The following is a 17837-nucleotide window of genomic DNA, read 5'->3' as shown; positions in this document are numbered from 1 at the left end:
CGATGAGCGCCGTCGAGGACCGCCTGGCCGAGCTCGGTCTCACGGTGCCCGACGTCGCGCCGCCCGTCGCGGCCTACGTCCCGGCCGTCCGGGACGGGTCGCGGGTCTTCACCTCCGGCCAGCTGCCCATGGTGTCCGGCGCGCTCGCCGACACCGGCAAGGTCGGCACGGGCGAGGGCCACGTCTCGCCCGAGCGTGCCAAGGAGCTCGCCCAGCTCTGTGCCCTCAACGCCATCGCCGCGGTGAAGTCGGTCGTCGGTGACCTCGACAAGGTCGAGCGGGTCGTCAAGGTCGTCGGGTTCGTCGCCTCCGACCCGGCGTTCACCGGCCAGCCCGGCGTCATCAACGGAGCCAGCGAGCTGTTCGGCCACGCCTTCGGCGACAAGGGCGTCCACGCCCGGTCCGCCGTCGGGGTCGCGGTCCTCCCCCTCGACGCACCCGTCGAGGTCGAGGTCATCGTCCACGTCGCCGACTGACGACTCCGTATGCCGTCCCGCGAGTTCGCTGCCCCGCGCTCGGCCTCGTGGGAGGAGACGGCGCGCGCCTGGCTGGCCGAGCCCCACGACGGGCTCGTGCCGCGAGGTGCGGCGACCGTGCTCGTCGTCCGCGACACCCCTGAGGGTCCGTCGGTCTTCGTGCAGCGCCGCGTGCCGACGATGGCCTTCGCTCCGTCGATGCACGTCTTCCCCGGTGGCGGGGTCGACGACGAGGACGCCGCCGCCGAGCTCGACCCGGCCGCCGTCACGGCCCTGGCGGCGTCGATGGGGGTCGACCCCGAGGCCGCTCGACCCCTGGTCGCGGCCGCGGTGCGCGAGGTCCAGGAGGAGTGCGGCCTGCGGCTGGACGTTCGCGACCTCGTCGTTCGCGCGCACTGGGTCACCCCGCCGTTCGAGAAGCGGCGCTACGACACGTGGTTCTTCGCGGCCCGTCTCCCGCAGGGACAGGAGGCGCTCGGCACGACGACCGAGACCGACCACGACGCCTGGGTCCTCCCGCACCGTCTCCTCGCGGCATACGAGGAGGGTCGGGCGGTGATGCTGCCGCCGACGGTGGTGGCGCTCGAGCAGCTGGCGGCGTTCGGTTCGGTCGCGGACTTCCTCGCCGACCGGCCGGCGATCACGCGGATCGAACCCGTCCTCGTCGACCTCGGCGACCGTCTCGTGATGCGCTCCGACCTTCCTTGACGCCCGAGCCTGCGGGCACGGTGCGCGGCGATGGCGTCCAGCACAGCCGGGGGCGTGCTGACGAGAGACCTCCGGAGGCACCTCGGATGGTGGTTGCCGCGCGGGGTGCTCAGCCGGCGCGTCGTGGCGGCCCTGCCGGGACGCGGCCGGACAGGGTGTCCTGCCACGACCGCAGGCTCCACCGCACCCAGTCCTGCTCGTACATCACGTCCTCGTAGGCGTAGCGCAGCGACGTCCAGCCGAAGACGGCGAACTCGGTGTGGCGTCGGCAGTCGCGGCGCAGCCCCTTGCGGGTCCCGTGGGTCTCGTAGCCCTCGGCCTCGATGATCAGCCGCAGCTCCTCGTTGCCCAGATCGACCTTGGCGTACATCCCGGACTCGGCGACCTCGAGCTGCGGCGTCATCACCAGCCCCACGTCGAGGGTCAGGGCCCTCAGCACCGACTCGAGGGGGTTGGCCGCCCCGTGATTAGCGTGAGCCGCCACCCGGCGGATTCCTGCCGACCCCGGTCCGCGTGCTCGGGCGGCGGCCTCCCTCAGCTCGCTCCGGTGGACCTTGCGCGAGCTCAGCGCCGAGTCGGCGACGGCGAGCGCCTCGTCGAACGGCAAGGTGCGCGCGCAGTCGAGGACCGTACGCAGCGCGGTGGTGACCCGGTGCTCGCGTTCGTCGCGGGTCAGGTCACCGTGGTGGAGGTGCACCGGGCCCACCTCGACGCGCAGCGCTCCACGCCGCCGGGGGACGGTGACCCAGGTCCGGTCGGGGACGGTCTTGACGGGCCAGCCGTGGAGCAGGGCAGCGCTGAGGTGGCTCACCGTGCCCCCGACCCGGATCGCCTCGAGGGTGGCGGAGACCGTGGTCGGGAGCGTGTAGCGGTCGCGGGCGACCCTGATGATCGTGGCCTCACGCAGGGCCTTCTCGATGGATCGGCGCGAGTGCGCGGCGCGGAGGTCCCGCCAGGCGCACCACCCGCCGTGCGTCGAGATCGTCTCCGCCACCGTCACCCTCGCAGCGTGCCCGCACCGGGCGCCGCGGCCGTCGGGTCATCCACAGGCGCGGGCACGGCGCGCGGCAGACGACGGGGCGCCGCGGTGTCGGCCGCACCGTGGTGCGCCCAGCCTGCGGCGACACTCGTGATTGCCGCGCGGCGTGCCCGAGCCGGGAGTGGCAAGGTGGGGCGCATGGCCGAGGCGGCATGGAGCAGTGGGAAGGTCACGACGCGGGCGCACTGCGTCCTCGCGCCGAACCCCGGTCCGATGACGCTCGACGGCACCAACACGTGGGTCCTCCTCGAGCCGGGGTCGACGGAGGCGCTCGTCATCGACCCCGGGCCGCTGGACGAGGGCCACCTGCAGCGGGTGCGCCGCGTGGTCGCCGACGCGGGGGCGCGCGTCACGGAGACGATCCTCACGCACGGTCACCACGACCACGCCGAGGCGGCGCCGCGGTTCGCCGAGCTCACCGGCTCACGCATCCGCGCGGTCGGTCGCGGGCACGACGACCTCGCCGACGGTGACGTCCTGCGAGCCGGGTCGCTGGAGCTGCGGGTCGTCGCGACCCCCGGCCACACGTCCGACTCCGTCTCGTTCGCCCTCGCCGCCGACCATGCGCTGCTCACCGGCGACACCGTGCTCGGCCGGGGCACCACGGTGGTCGCGCACCCGGACGGTGAGCTCGCGGCATACCTCGCGTCGTTGGAGCGCATCGCCGACCTCACCGGCAACGGCGAGGTGAGCGCGATCCTGCCGGGTCACGGTCCCGTGGTGCCGGACGCCTCGGCGATGGTGGCGTACTACCGCACGCACCGGCAGGAGCGTCTCGAGCAGGTCCGCCAGGCCCTCGCCGACGGTGCGGCCACCGAGGCCGACCCGGTCGAGGGCGTGCTCACCCGGGTCTACGCGGAGGTGCCGCGCGAGGTGTGGCCGGCGGCGCGGATGAGCATCCGCGCGCAGCTCGACCACCTCGGCGCGCGCCACTGACGCACCGGCGGGTCAGCGGGCTCGGCGCTGCAGCCGCTCCATGTCCTGGACGAGGACGGCGCGCGCCTCGAGCCGCAGCCACCCCCGGGTCGCGAAGTCGGCGAGCGCCTTGTTGACCGTCTCACGGGAGGCGCCGACGAGCTGGGCGAGCTCCTCCTGGGTGAGGTCGTGGCTCACCATGACACCGCCGTCGACCGGCCGGCCGAAGCGTCCGGCGAGGTCGATGAGCGCCTTGGCGACGCGGCCGGGGACGTCGGTGAAGACGAGGTCGGCGAGTGACTCGTTGGTGCGCCGCAGCCGGCGCGCGAGCGCGGCGAGCAGCGTCGAGGCGGCGTCGGGGCGGTCGGCGAGGAACGCCTTGAGCTGGTCGTGGGTCAGCCCGACGACCTGGGTCTCGGCGACGGCGGTCGCGGTCGCCGTGCGGGCGCCCGGGTCGAAGAGGCTGAGCTCGCCGAACATCTCACCCGGGCCGAGGATCGCGAGGAGGTTCTCGCGGCCGTCCGCGGACGAGCGGCCGAGCTTGATCTTGCCCTCGCCGATGACGTAGAGCCGGTCGCCGGCGTCGCCCTCGTGGAACAGGACGTCACCGCGCTCCATGTGCTGCAGCGTCATCGAGGCGATGAGGCTGTCGGCCGTCTCGTCATCGAGGGCGGCGAAGAGCGGGGCTTTGCGCACGACGTCGTGGTCCACGCGCACAGTGTGCCATGCCCCCTGACGACGACGACGGTGCCGACGGCGGCCCGTCGGTGCGGCGTCGTAGTCTGGAGTGCGTGCCTGTCACCACCGCCGCGTATGCCGCAGAGTCACCGGTCGCGCGCACGCGCCGGGCCCGCCGGATCTACCGCGCGCTGGTGGAGCGCTACCCCTACGCACACGCCGAGCTCGACTTCACGTCCCCGCTGCAGCTGCTCGTCGCCACGGTGCTCTCGGCGCAGACGACCGACGTCACCGTCAACAGGGTGACGCCAGAGGTGTTTTCACGGTGGCCGTCGGCGGCGGCGCTCGCGGCCGCCGACCGGACGCAGATGGAGGAGGTCCTCAAGCCCACTGGCTTCTTCCGGGCCAAGACGAACTCCGTCATCACGCTGGGCCAGGCCCTCGTCGACCGCTTCGGCGGTGAGGTCCCGGGGCGGCTCAAGGACCTCGTCACCCTGCCCGGGGTCGGGCGCAAGACGGCCAATGTCGTCCTCGGCAACGCGTTCGGGGTTCCGGGGATCACCGTCGACACCCACTTCGGCCGGCTGGCGCGACGCTTCGGCTGGACCGAGGAGACCGACCCGGTCAAGGTCGAGCACGAGGTCGGTGCGCTCTTCCCGCGCAAGGACTGGGTCATGCTCAGCCACGTCCTCATCTTCCACGGGCGTCGGACCTGCCACGCCCGACGGCCGGCGTGCGGGGCCTGCCCGGTGGCGCGTCTCTGCCCGTCCTACGGCGAGGGCGAGACCGACCCCCGGGTCGCGTTGACTCTGCTCAAGTACGAGCTGGCCCCCGGCGCCGAGCTGCCCGACCCGCCCCCGGGGCCGCTGCCCGGCGAGCAGCGTGGGGCGTCGGCGTGAGCGCTGCCCGCCCGGCCTGGCTCGAGCGGGTGATGTCGGAGGTCGAACGCGAACAGCCGGAGGCCTTCGAGATCTTCGCCCCCCCGGTCGACCCGGAGCGCCGCTCCGCGGTGCTCATGCTCTTCGGCCCCACCGACGACGGCGGGACCGACGTGGTGCTCACGGCCCGCTCGCGCGACCTACGTGCCCATCCCGGCCAGGTCTCGTTCCCGGGCGGGCGGGTCGACCCGACCGACGCCGGGCCCGTGGATGCGGCCCTGCGCGAGGCGCACGAGGAGGTCGGCATCGAACCCGCGAGCGTCGACGTCGTCGGGTCGATGCCGCCGCTGTTCCTCACGCCGAGCGGCAACGCGGTCACCCCGGTCCTCGGCTGGTGGCCGACGCCGGGGACCGTGCGGGTCGTCGACCCCGCCGAGGTGGCGCAGGTCGAGCGGGTTCCGCTGACCGAGCTCGTCGACCCGGCGCGACGCTTCACCGTGGTCCACCCGTCGGGCTACAGCGGGCCCGGCTTCGAGGCCAGTGGCCTCTTCGTCTGGGGCTTCACCGCGATGCTGCTCGGCGCGGTGCTCGACCTCGCCGGCCTCAGCCGGGCGTGGGACCCGCGCGTCGAGCGACCGATCCCCGAGCACATCCTGTCGGACTGGCTCCGCAACAGCCGCTGACCGGCATACGCCTCGCGTCGCGCCCCGCGCTGTCAGCGTCCGCAAACGTGGTCGAGAACCTGACCAAGGTTGCGGACGCTGCGGAAGTCCGCGCTGTCAGCGTCCGCAAACGTGGTCGGGAAGGCGACCAAGGTTGCGGACGCTGCGCAAGTCCGCGCTGTCAGCGTCCGCAAAGGTGGTCGAGAACCCGACCAAGGTTGCGGACGCTGCGGAAGGGGACGCTGCGCGCGCGGGTGGAGGTCAGGACTTGAGCGTGGCCATCGTCTGCTTGGCCTCGGCGATGGCGCGCGACGGGGCGGGCTTGGCCTGCTCGAGGGCCTTCTTGCCGAGGAGGCCGAGCACGCCGGCGACGACGAAGAGGATGAGCGTGACGATGCCGTAGCTCGCCGAGATCGGCAGCCAGATGTCGAGGACCCGCGCGAGGGTGTGGAACAGGAAGATGAGGCCGAGCAGGCCCAGGAACGCCGCCCCACCGAGCAGCCCGGCACCCTTGCCCATGACCTTGGCGCCCGAGGACACCTCGGCCTTGGCCAGCGCGATCTCGCTGCGGACGATGCCCTGCACGTCGTGGGTGGCGTCCGCGACGAGCTGGCCGACGGTCCGCTCGGGTCCGGTCTGGGTTGTCATGCTGTTCACCTTCGCAGGTCAAGAGGGGGCAAAGCGACTTGGCCCGACCTTACCCAGTGGGGCCGGGCTCTATGTGGTCCGTCCGGGTGCCACGCTCCCCGAAGGCGTCGGGAACCCCGTCGGCGTCGTGGTCGACCTCGTCCTCGAGCTGGATCCGGCGGTACACGGCGTTGCGGCGCCGCAGGACCGCCGCGGCGAACAGCGCGGCGAGGAGGGAGCCGGCGATGACGGCGATCTTGGCGTGCTCGTCGCGCTCGCTCCCGCTGCCGAAGGCGAGCTCGCCGACGAGCAGCGAGACCGTGAAGCCGACGCCGGTGAGCAGGGACAGGCCGACGACGTCGCTCCAGGCGAGGTCGTCGTCGAGCTCGGCGCGGGTGAACCGGGCCAGGAGCCAGGTGCTGCCGAGGACTCCGACGACCTTGCCGACGACGAGCCCCAGGACGACGCCGATGGCGACCGGGTCCCGCAGCGCGTCCGTGAACCCGCCGCCGACGACCGTGACCCCCGAGGCGAAGAAGGCGAAGACGGGGACGGCGAAGCCGGCCGACAGCGGCCGCAGCCGGTGCTCGAGGCGGTGGGCGACGTCGGTTCGCGCCGGCAACGTCGAGATGGCAGGGACCGAGGCGCGCGGCCGCACCGGGACGACGAGACCCAGGAGCACACCCGCGACGGTGGCGTGGATCCCCGACGCGTGGACCAGGGCCCACGTCGCGAACGCCAGCGGGACGAGCAGCCACCAGACGACGACCCGTCGCTGGACGAGGAACGCGAAGACGGCCAGCGGCACCAGCGCCGACAGCAGGGCCACGAGTCCGAACCCCTGGGTGTAGAAGATCGCGATGATCGTGATCGCGATGAGGTCGTCGACGACCGCGAGGGTGAGGAGGAACGAGCGCAGGCCCGAGGGCAGGTGCGACCCGATCACCGCCAGCACCGCGAGGGCGAAGGCGATGTCGGTCGCCGTCGGGATGGCCCAGCCGCGCAGCGCCTCCCCGTCGTCCCCGGCCAGCAGGACCGTCGCGGTGAAGACCAGGGCCGGTACCGCGACCCCGGCGGCGGCCGCGACCACGGGGACGGCGGCCCGGGCGGGGGAGCGCAGGTCGCCGACGAGGAACTCGCGCTTGAGCTCGAGCCCGGCGACGAAGAAGAACACGGCGAGCAGGCCGTCGGCGGCCCACTGCCCCAGCGACAGCTCGAGGTGCCAGGGCTCGTACCCCACCCGGGTGTCGCGCAGGCCGGCATACGCCTCACGCCACGGCGAGTTGGCCCAGACGAGGGCGACGAGCGCGGCCACGAGGAGGATCGCGCCACCGACCGTCTCGGTGCGCAGGGCCCGGGTGACCGTCTGGGCCTCGGGCCACGACGGCCGTCGGAAGAGCCGGTCACGCGAGGGGGTGGGGGTGCTCATGGGGCCTTCCGGGGTCGACGGCGTCGTTGCCGACCAGACTTCCCGGCGCACCTGCGGGCCACTCTACCGACCGCGCGGCGACAGCGAGCCGGGCCAGCGCGACGAGGCGAGGCGAGCAGGACGTGACGAGGCGAGCACCCGCAGGTGCTCGCCTCGTCGACGGCTGCTCGTCCCGGCACCGGGCCGAGCGAGGGCTCAGTCGGACGGAGCCTTCATGCCCTGGGAGATGAGGTTCATCACCGAGGAGTCGGCCAGCGTCGTCACGTCGCCGACCTCACGGTTCTCGGCGACGTCCTTGAGCAGGCGGCGCATGATCTTGCCGGACCGCGTCTTGGGCAGCTCGGCGACGATCATGATCGAGCGGGGCTTGGCGATCGGGCCGATCTCCTTGGCGACGTGGTCGCGCAGCTCCTTGACGAGGTCGGCGCCCTCGCCCTCCTCGTCCGCGCGCTCGACGTACTCCGAGCGCAGGATCGCGAAGGCGACGACGGCCTGGCCGGTCGTCTCGTCGGACGCGCCCACGACGGCAGCCTCGGCGACCGCCGGGTGCGACACGAGGGCCGACTCGATCTCGGCCGTGGAGAGGCGGTGGCCCGAGACGTTCATGACGTCGTCGACGCGACCGAGGAGCCAGATGTTGCCCTTCTGGTCGTACTTCGCGCCGTCACCGGCGAAGTAGTACTTCTCGCCGAACCGGCTCCAGTAGGTCTCCTTGTAGCGCTCGGGGTCGCCCCAGATGCCGCGGAGCATGCCGGGCCACGGTTTGGTGAGCACGAGGTAGCCGACCTTGTCGGCCTCCGTGAACGGCTTGCCGTCGTCGTCGAGGATCTCGGCGCTGATGCCGGGGATCGGCCGCTGCGCCGAGCCGGGCTCGAGGGTGGTCACGCCGGGCAGGGGGCTGATCATGATCCCGCCGGTCTCGGTCTGCCACCACGTGTCGACGATCGGGGCCTTCTCGCCGCCGATGTTCTTGCGGTACCAGAGCCAGGCCTCGGGGTTGATCGGCTCGCCGACCGACCCGAGCACGCGGACCGAGGACAGGTCGAACTTCGCGGGGATGTCGTCGCCCCACTTCATGAACGTGCGGATCGCCGTGGGCGCGGTGTAGAGGATCGAGACCTTGTACTTCTCGACGAGCTCCCACCACCGGCCCTGGTGCGGGGTGTCGGGCGTGCCCTCGTAGAGCACCTGCGTCGCGCCGTTGGCGAGCGGACCGTAGACGATGTAGGAGTGGCCGGTGACCCAGCCGATGTCCGCGGTGCACCAGTAGACGTCGCTCTCCGGGTGGACGTCGTGGACGACGGAGTTCGTGTATGCCGCCTGGGCCAGGTAGCCGGCCGTCGTGTGGAAGATGCCCTTCGGCTTCCCCGTGGTGCCGGACGTGTAGAGGATGAAGAGCGGGTGCTCGGACTCCATCGGCTGGGCCGTGTGCTCGGTGCTCTGGCCGTCGACGAGGTCGTGCCACCAGATGTCGCGGCCCTCGGTCCACGCGATGTCGGACTCGGTCCGCTTGACGACGAGGACCTTCTCGACGGACGTGCTGCCACCCTCGAGGGCGGCGTCCACCGCGGGCTTGAGCGGGGCGGCCTTGCCGCGGCGCCACTGGCCGTCGGCCGTGACGACGACCTTGGCCTCGGCGTCGTCGATGCGGGTGCGCAGGGCCTCGGCCGAGAAGCCGCCGAAGATCACCGAGTGCGGGGCGCCGAGGCGAGCGCACGCCAGCAGCGTCGCGATGGCCTCGGGAATCATCGGGAGGTACACGGCGACACGGTCGCCCTTGGTGACGCCGAGCTCGGTGAGGGCGTTGGCCGTGCGGCAGACGTCGTCCTGGAGCTGGGCGTAGGTGATGGTGCGGGTGTCCCCGCCCTCACCCTCGAAGTGGATCGCCACGCGGTCACCGTTGCCGGCCTCGACGTGGCGGTCGACGCAGTTGTACGCGACGTTGAGCTCGCCGCCGACGAACCACTTCGCGAACGGGGCCTCGCTCCAGTCGAGCGTGGTGTCGAAGTCCGTGCTCCACGTGAGGCGCTCGCGGGCCTGCCTGGCCCAGAAGGCCTCGTAGTCGGCGTCGGCCTCGGCGTAGAGGTCCTCGGTGCCGTTGGCCCTCGAGGCGATCTCCTCGCTGGGGGACAGGTCGAGCTCGGCCAGGTGGCTGGAGAGGTTCTCGTCGGTCACAGCAGGCTCCTCGTCGTTGGGGATGGCGGCGCTGCACCCAGCCAACCGCGTCTGCCCTCGCGCATCAACACCGGGCCGGTCCGCCGTCGACAGGAGGTGGGTGCCCTGCGGCCAGCGGCGTCACGACGTGCGACGAGCGGACGGCGGACCGGACCCGGGGCGGACGGCACACCCCCGGACGGCGTATGCCGTCCGGCTCACTCCCAGCGGAACAGGCGGAGCGCGAGCCCCCAGAGGGCGACGAGCCAGGTGCTGATCACCGCGAGGTGCTGCCACGAGGGCGCGAAACCGCGAGCCGCCTCCTGCAGCGCGAGGACGGCCGCGCCGAGCGGGGTCAGGGAGACGATGTCACCGAGGAGGCCGGGCATCGCCTGGACGGGCAGCCACACCCCGGCCGTGAACATGAGGGGGAAGACGAGGATCGTGCCGAGGGTCGTGGCGACCTTCGCCGTGCCCGCGACTCCCGCGATGAGCGCGCCGATGGCCAGGCAGACGGCGAGGACGAGAAGCAGGACGAGGAGGTAGGCGACGGCATCCCCGGGCAGCGGGACGTCGTGGACCACCCGGGCGAGCACCAGCGCGAGGGCGCCGCCCACGATCGCCGCCCCGCCATGGATCGCGAACTGCGCGAGGAGCACGCCGCTGGCGCGGGCGGGAGTGGTCGCGATCCGGCGCAGGATGCGGTGCTCCCGATAGGTCGCCAGCACGACGGGCATCGTCGAGACCCCGGCGAAGAGCATCGCCAGGAGGATGCAGATGGGGACGTACAGCGCGATGAGCCGGACGCCGTCGAGCTCCTCGATGGGCTCCTGCATCGCCGGGACGAGGCCGAGCAGGACGAGGAGCAGGCTCGGGAACGCGAGGATCCAGAAGAGGGCGCCGGGTTCGCGGAGGAAGAGCGTGAGCTCGGTGCGGATGAGCGCGGAGGTCGGCGAGCTCATGACGTGCCCTCGGCGTCGTGGGCAGGGTCGTGGGCAGGGTCGGGTGCGGGTGCGGGTGCGGGTGCGGGTGCGGGTGCGGGTGCGGGTGCGGTGAGGTCGAGGAAGGCGTCGTCGAGCGTGGAGTCGACGACGCGCAGCCGCCCGGGGCGGACCTCCTGGGCGGCGAGCCAGCCGAGGACGTCGAGGATCGCGTCGTCGTCGAGAGCGAGCTCGACGCGGCCGCCCTCGCGCCGCCGAGCGGTGGCCACGCCCGCGAGGGTGGCCAGGGCTGCGAGGTCGAGTCCGTCGGGTGCGGCGAAGCTCATCATCGTCGGGGCGGTGGTGCGACCGATGAGTCCGTCGGGGGTGTCGAGGGCCGTGATCCGGCCGTGATCGACCAGCGCGACGCGGTCACAGAGGTGGCGCGCCTCCTCCATGAAGTGCGTGACGAGGACGATCGTCATGCCGTGGGCACGGGCGCTCTCGACCACGCCCCACACCGTGTGCCGAGACCTCGGGTCGAGCCCGGTGGTCAGCTCGTCGAGGAGGGCGATGCGCGGCCGCCCCACGAGTGCGAGGGCGATGGCGAGGCGTTGCTGTTGACCGCCCGAGAGCTTCCCGTAGCGGGCGTCGAGCTTCTCGCCGAGGCCGAGGCGGGTGGCCAGGGCGATCCCGTCGACGGGGTGGCGGTAGAACGACGCGTAGAGCCCGAGGGCCTCGCGGACCGTGAGCTTCGGCTGCAGCCCGGCCTCCTGCAGCTGGACGCCCAGGACCGGCGTGATGCTGCCCCGGTCCCGTGCGGGGTCGAGCCCGGCGACCCGCACGGTCCCCGAGTCGGGTCGGCGGAGGCCGGCGATGCACTCGACCGTCGTCGTCTTGCCGGAGCCGTTGGGTCCGAGGACGCCGAGGATCTCGCCCTCGGCCACGTCGAGGTCGATGCCGTCGACGGCCACGACGTCGCCGTAGCGCTTGCGCAGACCGCGTACCTCGATCACGCCCATGGACCTTGAGCATGCCGCATGTCGCGGGCCCGCCTCGGACGATCCGGCCCTCGCGGTCCGCCTCCGGTGGGCGGACGGCATACGGCACGTGACAGGTCGACGACAGGTGCACCGTCGAGGCTGAGCGGCACACCACCTGCCGAAAGGGTCACGAACCATGACCGCCGACGCCGCTGCCACCACGGGCCGCCCGACCCGCCCCGCGTCCCCACGGGCTCGCGCCGACCTGCGCGAGCTCAACGCCCGCTTCATCCACCACTTCGTCACCAACGACGTCGCCGCCCACGACGCCCTGCTCCACCCGGACTTCCTCACCATCCAGAGCGACGGCTCGACCCTGGACCGCGCGGCCTACCTGCGGGGGTGGGCGACCGGGTTCGATCCGGACGTCATCCCCTACTGGGAGACCCGCGACGAGCAGATCACCGTGGTCGGCGACGTGGCCCTCGTGAGCGCGACGAACTGCTTCGTCGTCGTCGTCGACGGCGTGGAGGTTCCGCGAGCGTCCCGCTACACCGACACCTATCTCCGCACCGAGGTCGGCTGGCGCTGCCTCCGGGCGCAGATCACCCCGGTGCACCCCGAGCACTGGACCCGGCCGGACACGGTCGTCAGCATCTACGTGCGCGGCGTGAGGCAGGACGGCGCCTGAACGCCGCGGAACCCGGTGGACAAATTGCGCCGTATGCCGTCCCTTCCGCTGGTCGGAACGTGCACTCGGTGCCCAGCGTGTTCGGCATCGGTTCCGTTCTGCCCGGTCGGGTGGTTCCCTGAGGTCACACGACCACAAGGAGGTGGGCCATGTTCGAAGAAGGCCAGCTGTACTCGCCGGTGACCCGTCACGACGACGGGACCGTCGAGGTCCACCTGAGTGACAACCACCCGGGGCGCGACGACGCCGCCTACCTGGAGCGCCGCGGCGAGATCGCCGCCGCGGCCCTGGCCTGGACGCGCGGCGAGCCGATCCCGCAGATCGCCTACACCGAGGCCGAGCACGAGATCTGGCGCACCGTCAGCCACGAGCTCGCGCCCAAGCACGACAAGTACGCGCACAGCGAGTACCTCCGGGCCAAGCACGCGCTGACGCTGCCGACCGAGCAGGTCCCGCAGCTCGACGAGGTCACCGCCCTGCTCGAGCCCATCACCGGCTGGTCCTACATCGCCGCCCCCGGCCTCGTGCCGCTGCGCGAGTTCTACGGCGACCTCGGGTCGCGCACGTTCAACTCGACCCAGTACCTCCGGCACGGCAGCCAGCCGCTCTACACCCCCGAGCCGGACATCATCCATGAGGTCATCGGGCACGGGAACCAGCTCGCGTCACCGCGGTTCGCCCGGATCACCGAGGCCGCCGGACAGGCGTCGCTGCGGCTCGAGACCGACGAGGCGATGAAGTTCGTCGCCGACGTCTTCTGGTTCTCGATGGAGTTCGGCATCATGCGCGAGCACGGTGAGGTCAAGGCCTACGGGGCCGGCATCCTCAGCAGCTACGGCGAGATGGACGAGTTCACCCACATGGAGCACCGGCCGCTCGACCTGGCCGCCATGGGCACGCTCAACTACGACATCACGGCGTACCAGCCGGTGCTGTTCTGCGCCGAGAGCCTCGAGCAGCTCGAGGACGTCGTGGGGTCCTTCTTCGAGACCGTCGACGACGACCTCGCGGCCCGCCTCCGCGCCGAGGCCGCGCGCTAGACGCGACTGATTGCGCATTGCGGACGCTCGTCGCTGCGCTCCTCACGTCCGCATGGCGCAATCAGTCGGTGGCGGTCAGTCGGTCACCAGCGGTGGGTTACGTCGATGACGAGCCGGCTGGTGCGGGTCGCGGTGTCGTTGAGCGTGAAGACGCGGAACGGCAGACGGGCCCGGACGCCCAGACCGACGGTGCTCTGGCCCTCGAACGACCCGGCCCACACGACCTGTCGGAACGTCGTGAAGCCCGCGACGTTGGGCATCGCCGGCGGGGTGGTGTAGCGGGTGCCGAGCGTGATGATCTGCAGCTTGGCGCCACCCGCGGTGGGGATGACGTTGCCCGACCCGTCCGCCGTGATCTGCGAGACGTAGCGGACGTAGTACCCGGTCGCCGGCCCCTTGTGGTCGATGACGAGGCGGTCGTAGCAGGTGTGGCGGCCGGCGCGCAGCCCGGTGACCGTCGGGGCCGTGCTGGCCGTCGACGTCTTGGCGAGCGAACCCCAGTGGATGCCGCAGTACGGAGCGGCGGTGGCGCTCGACGCGCCGACGGCGGCGGGAGCGGTGGCCGCGGCGACGCCCAGGGCGAGGGCGGCGGCGGTGCGGCGAAGGGTCGTGCGGTTCATGGTGTCCTCCTGGTGGGTGTGGCTACCGGGAAGACGCGCGAGCGGTCACCCCGGTTGACCCGTCAGGAGACACGAGCGCCGCCCCAGATACGTCGGGAGCGGCGCGGACGGCATACGACGCGGTTGCGTCCGCAACCCTGGTCGGGAAGGTGACCAGGGTTGCGGACGCAGGAACCGCGGAGGTGGAGCTGCCGATCAGTGGTCGAGCGCCTTGCCGACACCGTGACCGGTGAGGCTGCGCACCTCCATCTCGGCATACTTCTGCCCGTTGTACTCCTTGCTCGAGATGGTGCCGAGCCAGCCGAGGAAGAACGCGAGCGGGATCGTCACCAGCCCCGGGTTGTCCAGGGGGAACCACGAGAAGTCGACCGTCGGGTCGGTGATCATCGACGGGGACGGGCCGCCCTCGACGAGCGGGGGCTTGCCCGAGACGACCGGGCTGAAGATGATCAGGCCGATGGTCGAGAGGAGCCCGCCGTAGATGGACCAGAGCGCGCCGCGGGTGTTGAAGCGCTTCCAGAACAGCGAGTACAGGATCGTCGGCAGGTTCGCGGACGCCGCGACGGCGAACGCGAGGGCGACGAGGAACGCGATGTTCTGGCTCTTGGCGAACATGCCACCGAGGATGGCGATGACGCCGATCGCGACCGCGGAGATGCGGGCGACCCTGACCTCCTGGTCGGAGGTCGACCTGCCGCGCGTGATGACCTCCTTGTAGATGTCGTGCGCGAAGGTCGCACTCGCCGTGATCGTCAGGCCGGCGACGACCGCGAGGATCGTCGCGAACGCGATCCCCGAGACGATGCCGAGGAACGGGCTGCCACCGAGCTCGAAGGCGAGCAGGGGAGCGGCCGCGTTGGCCTTGCCCGGAGCCGCGTTGATGGTCTCGGCTCCGACGAGGGCGCCGGCGCCGTAGCCGACGACGAGGGTGAGCAGGTAGAACCCACCGATGAGCCAGATGGCCCACTCGACCGACTTGCGGGCCTGCTTGCTCGTCGGGACCGTGTAGAACCGCTGGAGGACGTGCGGGAGACCGGCGGTGCCGAGGACGAGCGCGAGCGACAGCGAGATGAAGTCGATCTTCGTCGTCGTGTTGACGCCGTACTTGAGGCCGGGCTCGAGCAGCTTCTCGCCCGCCTTGGGGTTGTTGTCGACCGCCGCCTGCATGAGGCCCGAAAGGTTGAAGCCGTACTTGCCGAGCACCCAGACCGTCATGATCGCCGTGGCGGCGATGAGGAGGACGGCCTTGATGATCTGCACCCAGGTCGTGCCACGCATGCCGCCGATGAGCACGTAGGCGATCATGACGAAACCCACGACGGCGATGACGAGGTTCTGCGCGCCCTCGCCCTCGATGCCGAGCAGGAGCGAGACGAGGCCTCCGGCGCCGGCCATCTGGGCGAGCAGGTAGAAGAACGACACCGCCAGCACCGACGTGGCGGTCGCGATGCGGACCGGGCGCTGCTTGAGGCGGTAGGACAGCACGTCGGCCATGGTGAGCCGGCCGGTGTTGCGCATGAGCTCGGCGACGAGCAGGAGCGCGACGAGCCAGGCGACGAGGAAGCCGATCGAGTACAGGAAGCCGTCGTAGCCCTGCAGGGCGATGGCCCCGGCGATGCCGAGGAACGACGCCGCCGACAGGTAGTCACCGGCGATGGCGACACCGTTCTGTCGGCCGGAGAAGCCACCGCTCGCGGTGTAGAACTCGCCGGCGCTCTTCTTGCCGCTGGCCACCTTGATGATGACGACGAGCGTGACGAGGACGAAGCCGATGAAGATGGCGATGTTGAGCGTGGGGGAGCCGACCTGGGTCGCCTCGGTGGGGATGAGTGAGGTCATGTCTCAGTGCTCCTTCACGCCGTCGAGGCGCGCACCGATGGCGTCCGCCAGCGGGTCGAGCTCACTGTTGGCCCAGCGGGCGTAGATGATCGTGATGGCGAACGTCGTGACGAACTGTCCGAGGCCGAACAGCAGGCCGATGTTGACGTTGCCGAAGACCTTCGTGCCCATGAAACCGGGCGCGAAGATCGAGAGCAGGACGTAGACGAAGTACCAGACGAGGAAGAAGCCCGTCATGGGGAAGACGAAGCCGCGGAACTTCCTGCGCAGCGCCTGGAACTCGTCGGTGGTCTGCATGGCCACGTAGGGGTCCTCGTCGCCACGGGTGCGAGCGTCGTTGCTCACGGGTGCACCTCCAGTTGTCGGTCCCGGCCGGGATCCGGGTCACCCCACACTGTCGGTGCTCGGGTATGCCGTCCGCACGCCAGCGCGGCCCCCTCGCGCCGGGCGGACGGGCACCTTCGCCCGGTGGCGCGCCGACGGGCGACGAGCGGCAGGTGAGGTGCGACGAGCGGTCGGGGACGGCGGACGGAGGTCGCTCGGTCGTCGGCGGCGGCATGGGGTTGGATGGCGGCGTGGAGATGGACCGGACCGGGGTGGAGATCGTCGACGTGCCGTTCGTGGACGAGCGCGTGCAGCGGCTCGTCGACGAGGTGCAGTCGCACTACGTCGTCATCTACGGGACCCCCGACGAGTCGCCGGTGGACCCGCTGGAGTTCACCCCGCCGAGCGGGCGCTTCGTGCTTGCCCTCCTCGACGGCGAGCCGGTCGGGATGGGCGGGTGGCGGTGGCGCCAGGACCTCGCCGGGCGCTTCGAGGGGGCAGCGGTCGCGGAGATCAAGCGGATGTTCGTGTCGCCGTTGGCCCGGGGCCGTGGGGTGGCACGGCGGGTGCTTGCCCACCTCGAGGACTCGGCGCGCGCCGAAGGCGTGGAGCGGTTCGTCCTCGAGACGGGAACCATGCAGCCCGACGCGATGGCGCTGTACGAGACGGCGGGCTATGAGCGCGTCGTGCCGTTCGGCCACTACGCCAGGTCGCCGTTCGTCCGCTGCTACGGCAAGGTCCTGCGCTGACGCCGGACGGGAGCGCGTCGCTCAGCTGAAGTGCCGCACCAGCTCGCTCCAGGTGGTCTCGGGCGCGGCGCCCGTGGGGAAGCGTCCGTCGAGCTCGAGGAGGACCATGCCGTGCACGGCGGCCCAGAGCGCCTGCGCACGGTGGGGGTCGCCGGTGGCCTCGAAGAAGGGGCTACCCGACCAGTCCTCGAGCCCCGGGGGCAGTGCGGTGCGGTCGAGCGGCCCGCTCGTGGAGAGCCGGTAGAGCTGGGGGTGGGCCGTCGCCACGTCGCGGTAGCGACGGACCAGGGCGGCCACCGTGGTGACCGGCCGCACCGCCTCCCCGAACTCCTTGAGTGCGAGGGCGGCGAGCTGGCCCCGGAGGGCCTCCTTGCTCGAGAAGTGCTTGTAGAGAGAGGGCGCCGCGATGTCCAGCTCGTCCGCGAGGGTGCGCATGGTCAGCGACTCCCAGCCCTGTCGCTCGAGGACGACACGCGCCGCCGCGAGGACCGCGCGGGCCCGCGGGGTGAGGAGCCGCGTGGGGTCGAGCTCCTCGGGACAGGTCACCGGGCGATGCTAGCGGTGGCCTCGACGCGGTCCCGGAGCGCGGCGTTCATCGACTCGAAGTCGTCTCCCACGTCGATCGCCGACCCGACCAGCGGTACGAGGACGCCGGAGAACGTCTCCGCCTGGGTGAGCCGGGTGCCGCCGGGGACCGGCTCCAGGGTGAAGGAGTGCTCGCCGTCGAGGAGGCCGGGCACGAGGACCCTCCCGAGCCAGCGCAGCTCGGTGCCCGGCTCCGCGGCGAGCACGGTCGGCGTGAAGGTCATGGCGCGGCCCCCGTCCGGGTGGATCTCGACGACGAGCCGGTCGCCCGTGCGCGCCGTCCCCTCCAGCTCGCGGATGAACGGGTTCCACGAGGGGTATGCCGCGAAGTCCGTCAGCGTGGCCCACACCTGCGCGGGCGGGGCGGAGATGTCGACGGAGCGCTCCACCCGCCTCTCGCGGTGGAGGAGGGCGGCGGTCAGGGCGAGGGTCGCGACGACGGCGGTGGTGACGAGGGCGATGCGCTGGGCGGTCATGTCGGGCTCCCGGGTGCTCGGGGGGTGACTAGGGGCTACGAATG

Annotated in this window: 20 protein-coding genes; 8 read left to right on the top strand and 12 right to left on the bottom strand. The window is 71.8% G+C overall.

Annotation, left to right across the window (positions count from 1 at the left end; all coding sequences use genetic code 11):
• The first annotated feature begins 2 nt into the window (after positions 1-2).
• A complete protein-coding gene (locus AC3EU2_RS05195) occupies positions 3-476 on the top strand; it encodes a RidA family protein (protein WP_488178656.1) in 474 nt (157 codons plus the stop codon).
• Between the two features lie 9 nt (positions 477-485).
• Positions 486-1184 (top strand): NUDIX hydrolase, encoded by a 699-nt coding sequence (locus AC3EU2_RS05190; protein ID WP_488178655.1) that lies wholly within the window; start codon positions 486-488, stop codon positions 1182-1184.
• Between the two features lie 109 nt (positions 1185-1293).
• Here the strand turns inward: AC3EU2_RS05190 and AC3EU2_RS05185 are convergent, their stop codons facing one another.
• A complete protein-coding gene (locus tag AC3EU2_RS05185; RefSeq protein WP_488178654.1) occupies positions 1294-2184 on the bottom strand; it encodes a DUF559 domain-containing protein in 891 nt (296 codons plus the stop codon).
• 177 nt (positions 2185-2361) lie between these two features.
• On the opposite strand from AC3EU2_RS05185, the gene AC3EU2_RS05180 reads away from it, so the two are divergent.
• Positions 2362-3159 (top strand): MBL fold metallo-hydrolase, encoded by a 798-nt coding sequence (locus tag AC3EU2_RS05180; protein WP_488178653.1) that lies wholly within the window; start codon positions 2362-2364, stop codon positions 3157-3159.
• Between the two features lie 12 nt (positions 3160-3171).
• On the opposite strand, the gene AC3EU2_RS05175 is transcribed toward AC3EU2_RS05180, so the two are convergent.
• Positions 3172-3849, bottom strand: coding sequence for a Crp/Fnr family transcriptional regulator (locus AC3EU2_RS05175; RefSeq protein WP_488178652.1), 678 nt, complete (start codon positions 3847-3849; stop codon positions 3172-3174).
• Between the two features lie 80 nt (positions 3850-3929).
• Between AC3EU2_RS05175 and nth the strand changes: the two genes are divergently transcribed.
• Positions 3930-4715 (top strand): endonuclease III, encoded by a 786-nt coding sequence (gene nth, locus AC3EU2_RS05170; protein WP_488178651.1) that lies wholly within the window; start codon positions 3930-3932, stop codon positions 4713-4715.
• Positions 4712-5377 carry an NUDIX hydrolase gene (locus AC3EU2_RS05165; RefSeq protein WP_488178650.1) on the top strand — a complete coding sequence of 222 codons (666 nt, stop codon included), beginning with the start codon at positions 4712-4714 and terminating at the stop codon, positions 5375-5377. The genes nth and AC3EU2_RS05165 overlap by 4 nt, the downstream gene beginning before the upstream one ends.
• A 240-nt stretch (positions 5378-5617) precedes the next feature.
• On the opposite strand, the gene AC3EU2_RS05160 is transcribed toward AC3EU2_RS05165, so the two are convergent.
• From AC3EU2_RS05160 to AC3EU2_RS05140, 5 genes are all read right to left on the bottom strand, one after another.
• Positions 5618-6004 (bottom strand): phage holin family protein, encoded by a 387-nt coding sequence (locus AC3EU2_RS05160; RefSeq protein ID WP_488178649.1) that lies wholly within the window; start codon positions 6002-6004, stop codon positions 5618-5620.
• A 49-nt stretch (positions 6005-6053) separates the two neighbouring features.
• Positions 6054-7412: a Na+/H+ antiporter NhaA gene (nhaA, locus tag AC3EU2_RS05155; protein WP_488178648.1), complete on the bottom strand. Its 1359-nt coding sequence runs from the start codon at positions 7410-7412 to the stop codon at positions 6054-6056.
• 195 nt (positions 7413-7607) lie between these two features.
• Positions 7608-9587 (bottom strand): acetate--CoA ligase, encoded by a 1980-nt coding sequence (acs, locus tag AC3EU2_RS05150; RefSeq protein WP_488178647.1) that lies wholly within the window; start codon positions 9585-9587, stop codon positions 7608-7610.
• Between the two features lie 197 nt (positions 9588-9784).
• A complete protein-coding gene (locus tag AC3EU2_RS05145; RefSeq protein ID WP_488178646.1) occupies positions 9785-10528 on the bottom strand; it encodes an ABC transporter permease in 744 nt (247 codons plus the stop codon).
• Positions 10525-11508, bottom strand: coding sequence for an ABC transporter ATP-binding protein (locus tag AC3EU2_RS05140; protein ID WP_488178645.1), 984 nt, complete (start codon positions 11506-11508; stop codon positions 10525-10527). Before AC3EU2_RS05140 ends, AC3EU2_RS05145 begins: the two co-directional genes overlap by 4 nt.
• Positions 11509-11665: 157 nt before the next feature.
• On the opposite strand from AC3EU2_RS05140, the gene AC3EU2_RS05135 reads away from it, so the two are divergent.
• Together AC3EU2_RS05135 and AC3EU2_RS05130 are read left to right on the top strand one after the other, a co-directional pair.
• Positions 11666-12160 carry a nuclear transport factor 2 family protein gene (locus AC3EU2_RS05135; protein ID WP_488178644.1) on the top strand — a complete coding sequence of 165 codons (495 nt, stop codon included), beginning with the start codon at positions 11666-11668 and terminating at the stop codon, positions 12158-12160.
• A gap of 149 nt (positions 12161-12309) precedes the next feature.
• The gene (locus AC3EU2_RS05130; protein WP_488178643.1) at positions 12310-13200 is read left to right on the top strand and encodes a phenylalanine 4-monooxygenase; all 891 of its coding nucleotides are present in this window, start codon (positions 12310-12312) and stop codon (positions 13198-13200) included.
• An 83-nt stretch (positions 13201-13283) separates the two neighbouring features.
• Here AC3EU2_RS05130 and AC3EU2_RS05125 read toward each other — a convergent pair whose 3' ends face one another.
• The 3 genes from AC3EU2_RS05125 to AC3EU2_RS05115 all read right to left on the bottom strand — a co-directional run bounded on the left by AC3EU2_RS05125 (position 13284) and on the right by AC3EU2_RS05115 (position 16004).
• Entirely contained in the window at positions 13284-13820 is a 537-nt protein-coding gene (locus AC3EU2_RS05125; RefSeq protein WP_488178642.1) for an AMIN-like domain-containing (lipo)protein, read from the bottom strand.
• Between the two features lie 195 nt (positions 13821-14015).
• Positions 14016-15659 carry a solute symporter family protein gene (locus tag AC3EU2_RS05120; protein WP_488178641.1) on the bottom strand — a complete coding sequence of 548 codons (1644 nt, stop codon included), beginning with the start codon at positions 15657-15659 and terminating at the stop codon, positions 14016-14018.
• A gap of 3 nt (positions 15660-15662) precedes the next feature.
• Positions 15663-16004, bottom strand: coding sequence for a DUF485 domain-containing protein (locus tag AC3EU2_RS05115; RefSeq protein ID WP_488178640.1), 342 nt, complete (start codon positions 16002-16004; stop codon positions 15663-15665).
• A 152-nt stretch (positions 16005-16156) separates the two neighbouring features.
• On the opposite strand from AC3EU2_RS05115, the gene AC3EU2_RS05110 reads away from it, so the two are divergent.
• The gene (locus AC3EU2_RS05110) at positions 16157-16732 is read left to right on the top strand and encodes a GNAT family N-acetyltransferase (RefSeq protein WP_488178639.1); all 576 of its coding nucleotides are present in this window, start codon (positions 16157-16159) and stop codon (positions 16730-16732) included.
• Positions 16733-16753: 21 nt separating this feature from the next.
• Here the strand turns inward: AC3EU2_RS05110 and AC3EU2_RS05105 are convergent, their stop codons facing one another.
• On the bottom strand, positions 16754-17278 hold the full coding sequence (locus AC3EU2_RS05105; RefSeq protein ID WP_488178638.1) for a TetR/AcrR family transcriptional regulator: 525 nt from the start codon (positions 17276-17278) through the stop codon (positions 16754-16756).
• Entirely contained in the window at positions 17275-17793 is a 519-nt protein-coding gene (locus AC3EU2_RS05100; protein WP_488178637.1) for an SRPBCC family protein, read from the bottom strand. Before AC3EU2_RS05100 ends, AC3EU2_RS05105 begins: the two co-directional genes overlap by 4 nt.
• Between the last annotated feature and the right edge of the window lie 44 nt (positions 17794-17837).

It is taken from the genome of Knoellia sp. B-D-2 (assembly GCF_057714695.1).
This window is presented reverse-complemented; position numbering and strand designations above follow the sequence as displayed.

What these genes read in the sequence shown, in the direction of transcription:
- AC3EU2_RS05195 (WP_488178656.1), top strand. Translation starts at nt 3, where the DNA reads ATGAGCGCCGTCGAGGACCGCCTGGCCGAGCTCGGTCTCACGGTGCCC.
- AC3EU2_RS05190 (WP_488178655.1), top strand. Translation starts at nt 486, where the DNA reads ATGCCGTCCCGCGAGTTCGCTGCCCCGCGCTCGGCCTCGTGGGAGGAG.
- AC3EU2_RS05180 (WP_488178653.1), top strand. Translation starts at nt 2,362, where the DNA reads ATGGCCGAGGCGGCATGGAGCAGTGGGAAGGTCACGACGCGGGCGCAC.
- AC3EU2_RS05160 (WP_488178649.1), bottom strand. Translation starts at nt 6,004, where the DNA reads ATGACAACCCAGACCGGACCCGAGCGGACCGTCGGCCAGCTCGTCGCG.
- nhaA (WP_488178648.1), bottom strand. Translation starts at nt 7,412, where the DNA reads ATGAGCACCCCCACCCCCTCGCGTGACCGGCTCTTCCGACGGCCGTCG.
- AC3EU2_RS05145 (WP_488178646.1), bottom strand. Translation starts at nt 10,528, where the DNA reads ATGAGCTCGCCGACCTCCGCGCTCATCCGCACCGAGCTCACGCTCTTC.
- AC3EU2_RS05140 (WP_488178645.1), bottom strand. Translation starts at nt 11,508, where the DNA reads ATGGGCGTGATCGAGGTACGCGGTCTGCGCAAGCGCTACGGCGACGTC.
- AC3EU2_RS05135 (WP_488178644.1), top strand. Translation starts at nt 11,666, where the DNA reads ATGACCGCCGACGCCGCTGCCACCACGGGCCGCCCGACCCGCCCCGCG.
- AC3EU2_RS05130 (WP_488178643.1), top strand. Translation starts at nt 12,310, where the DNA reads ATGTTCGAAGAAGGCCAGCTGTACTCGCCGGTGACCCGTCACGACGAC.
- AC3EU2_RS05125 (WP_488178642.1), bottom strand. Translation starts at nt 13,820, where the DNA reads ATGAACCGCACGACCCTTCGCCGCACCGCCGCCGCCCTCGCCCTGGGC.
- AC3EU2_RS05120 (WP_488178641.1), bottom strand. Translation starts at nt 15,659, where the DNA reads ATGACCTCACTCATCCCCACCGAGGCGACCCAGGTCGGCTCCCCCACG.
- AC3EU2_RS05100 (WP_488178637.1), bottom strand. Translation starts at nt 17,793, where the DNA reads ATGACCGCCCAGCGCATCGCCCTCGTCACCACCGCCGTCGTCGCGACC.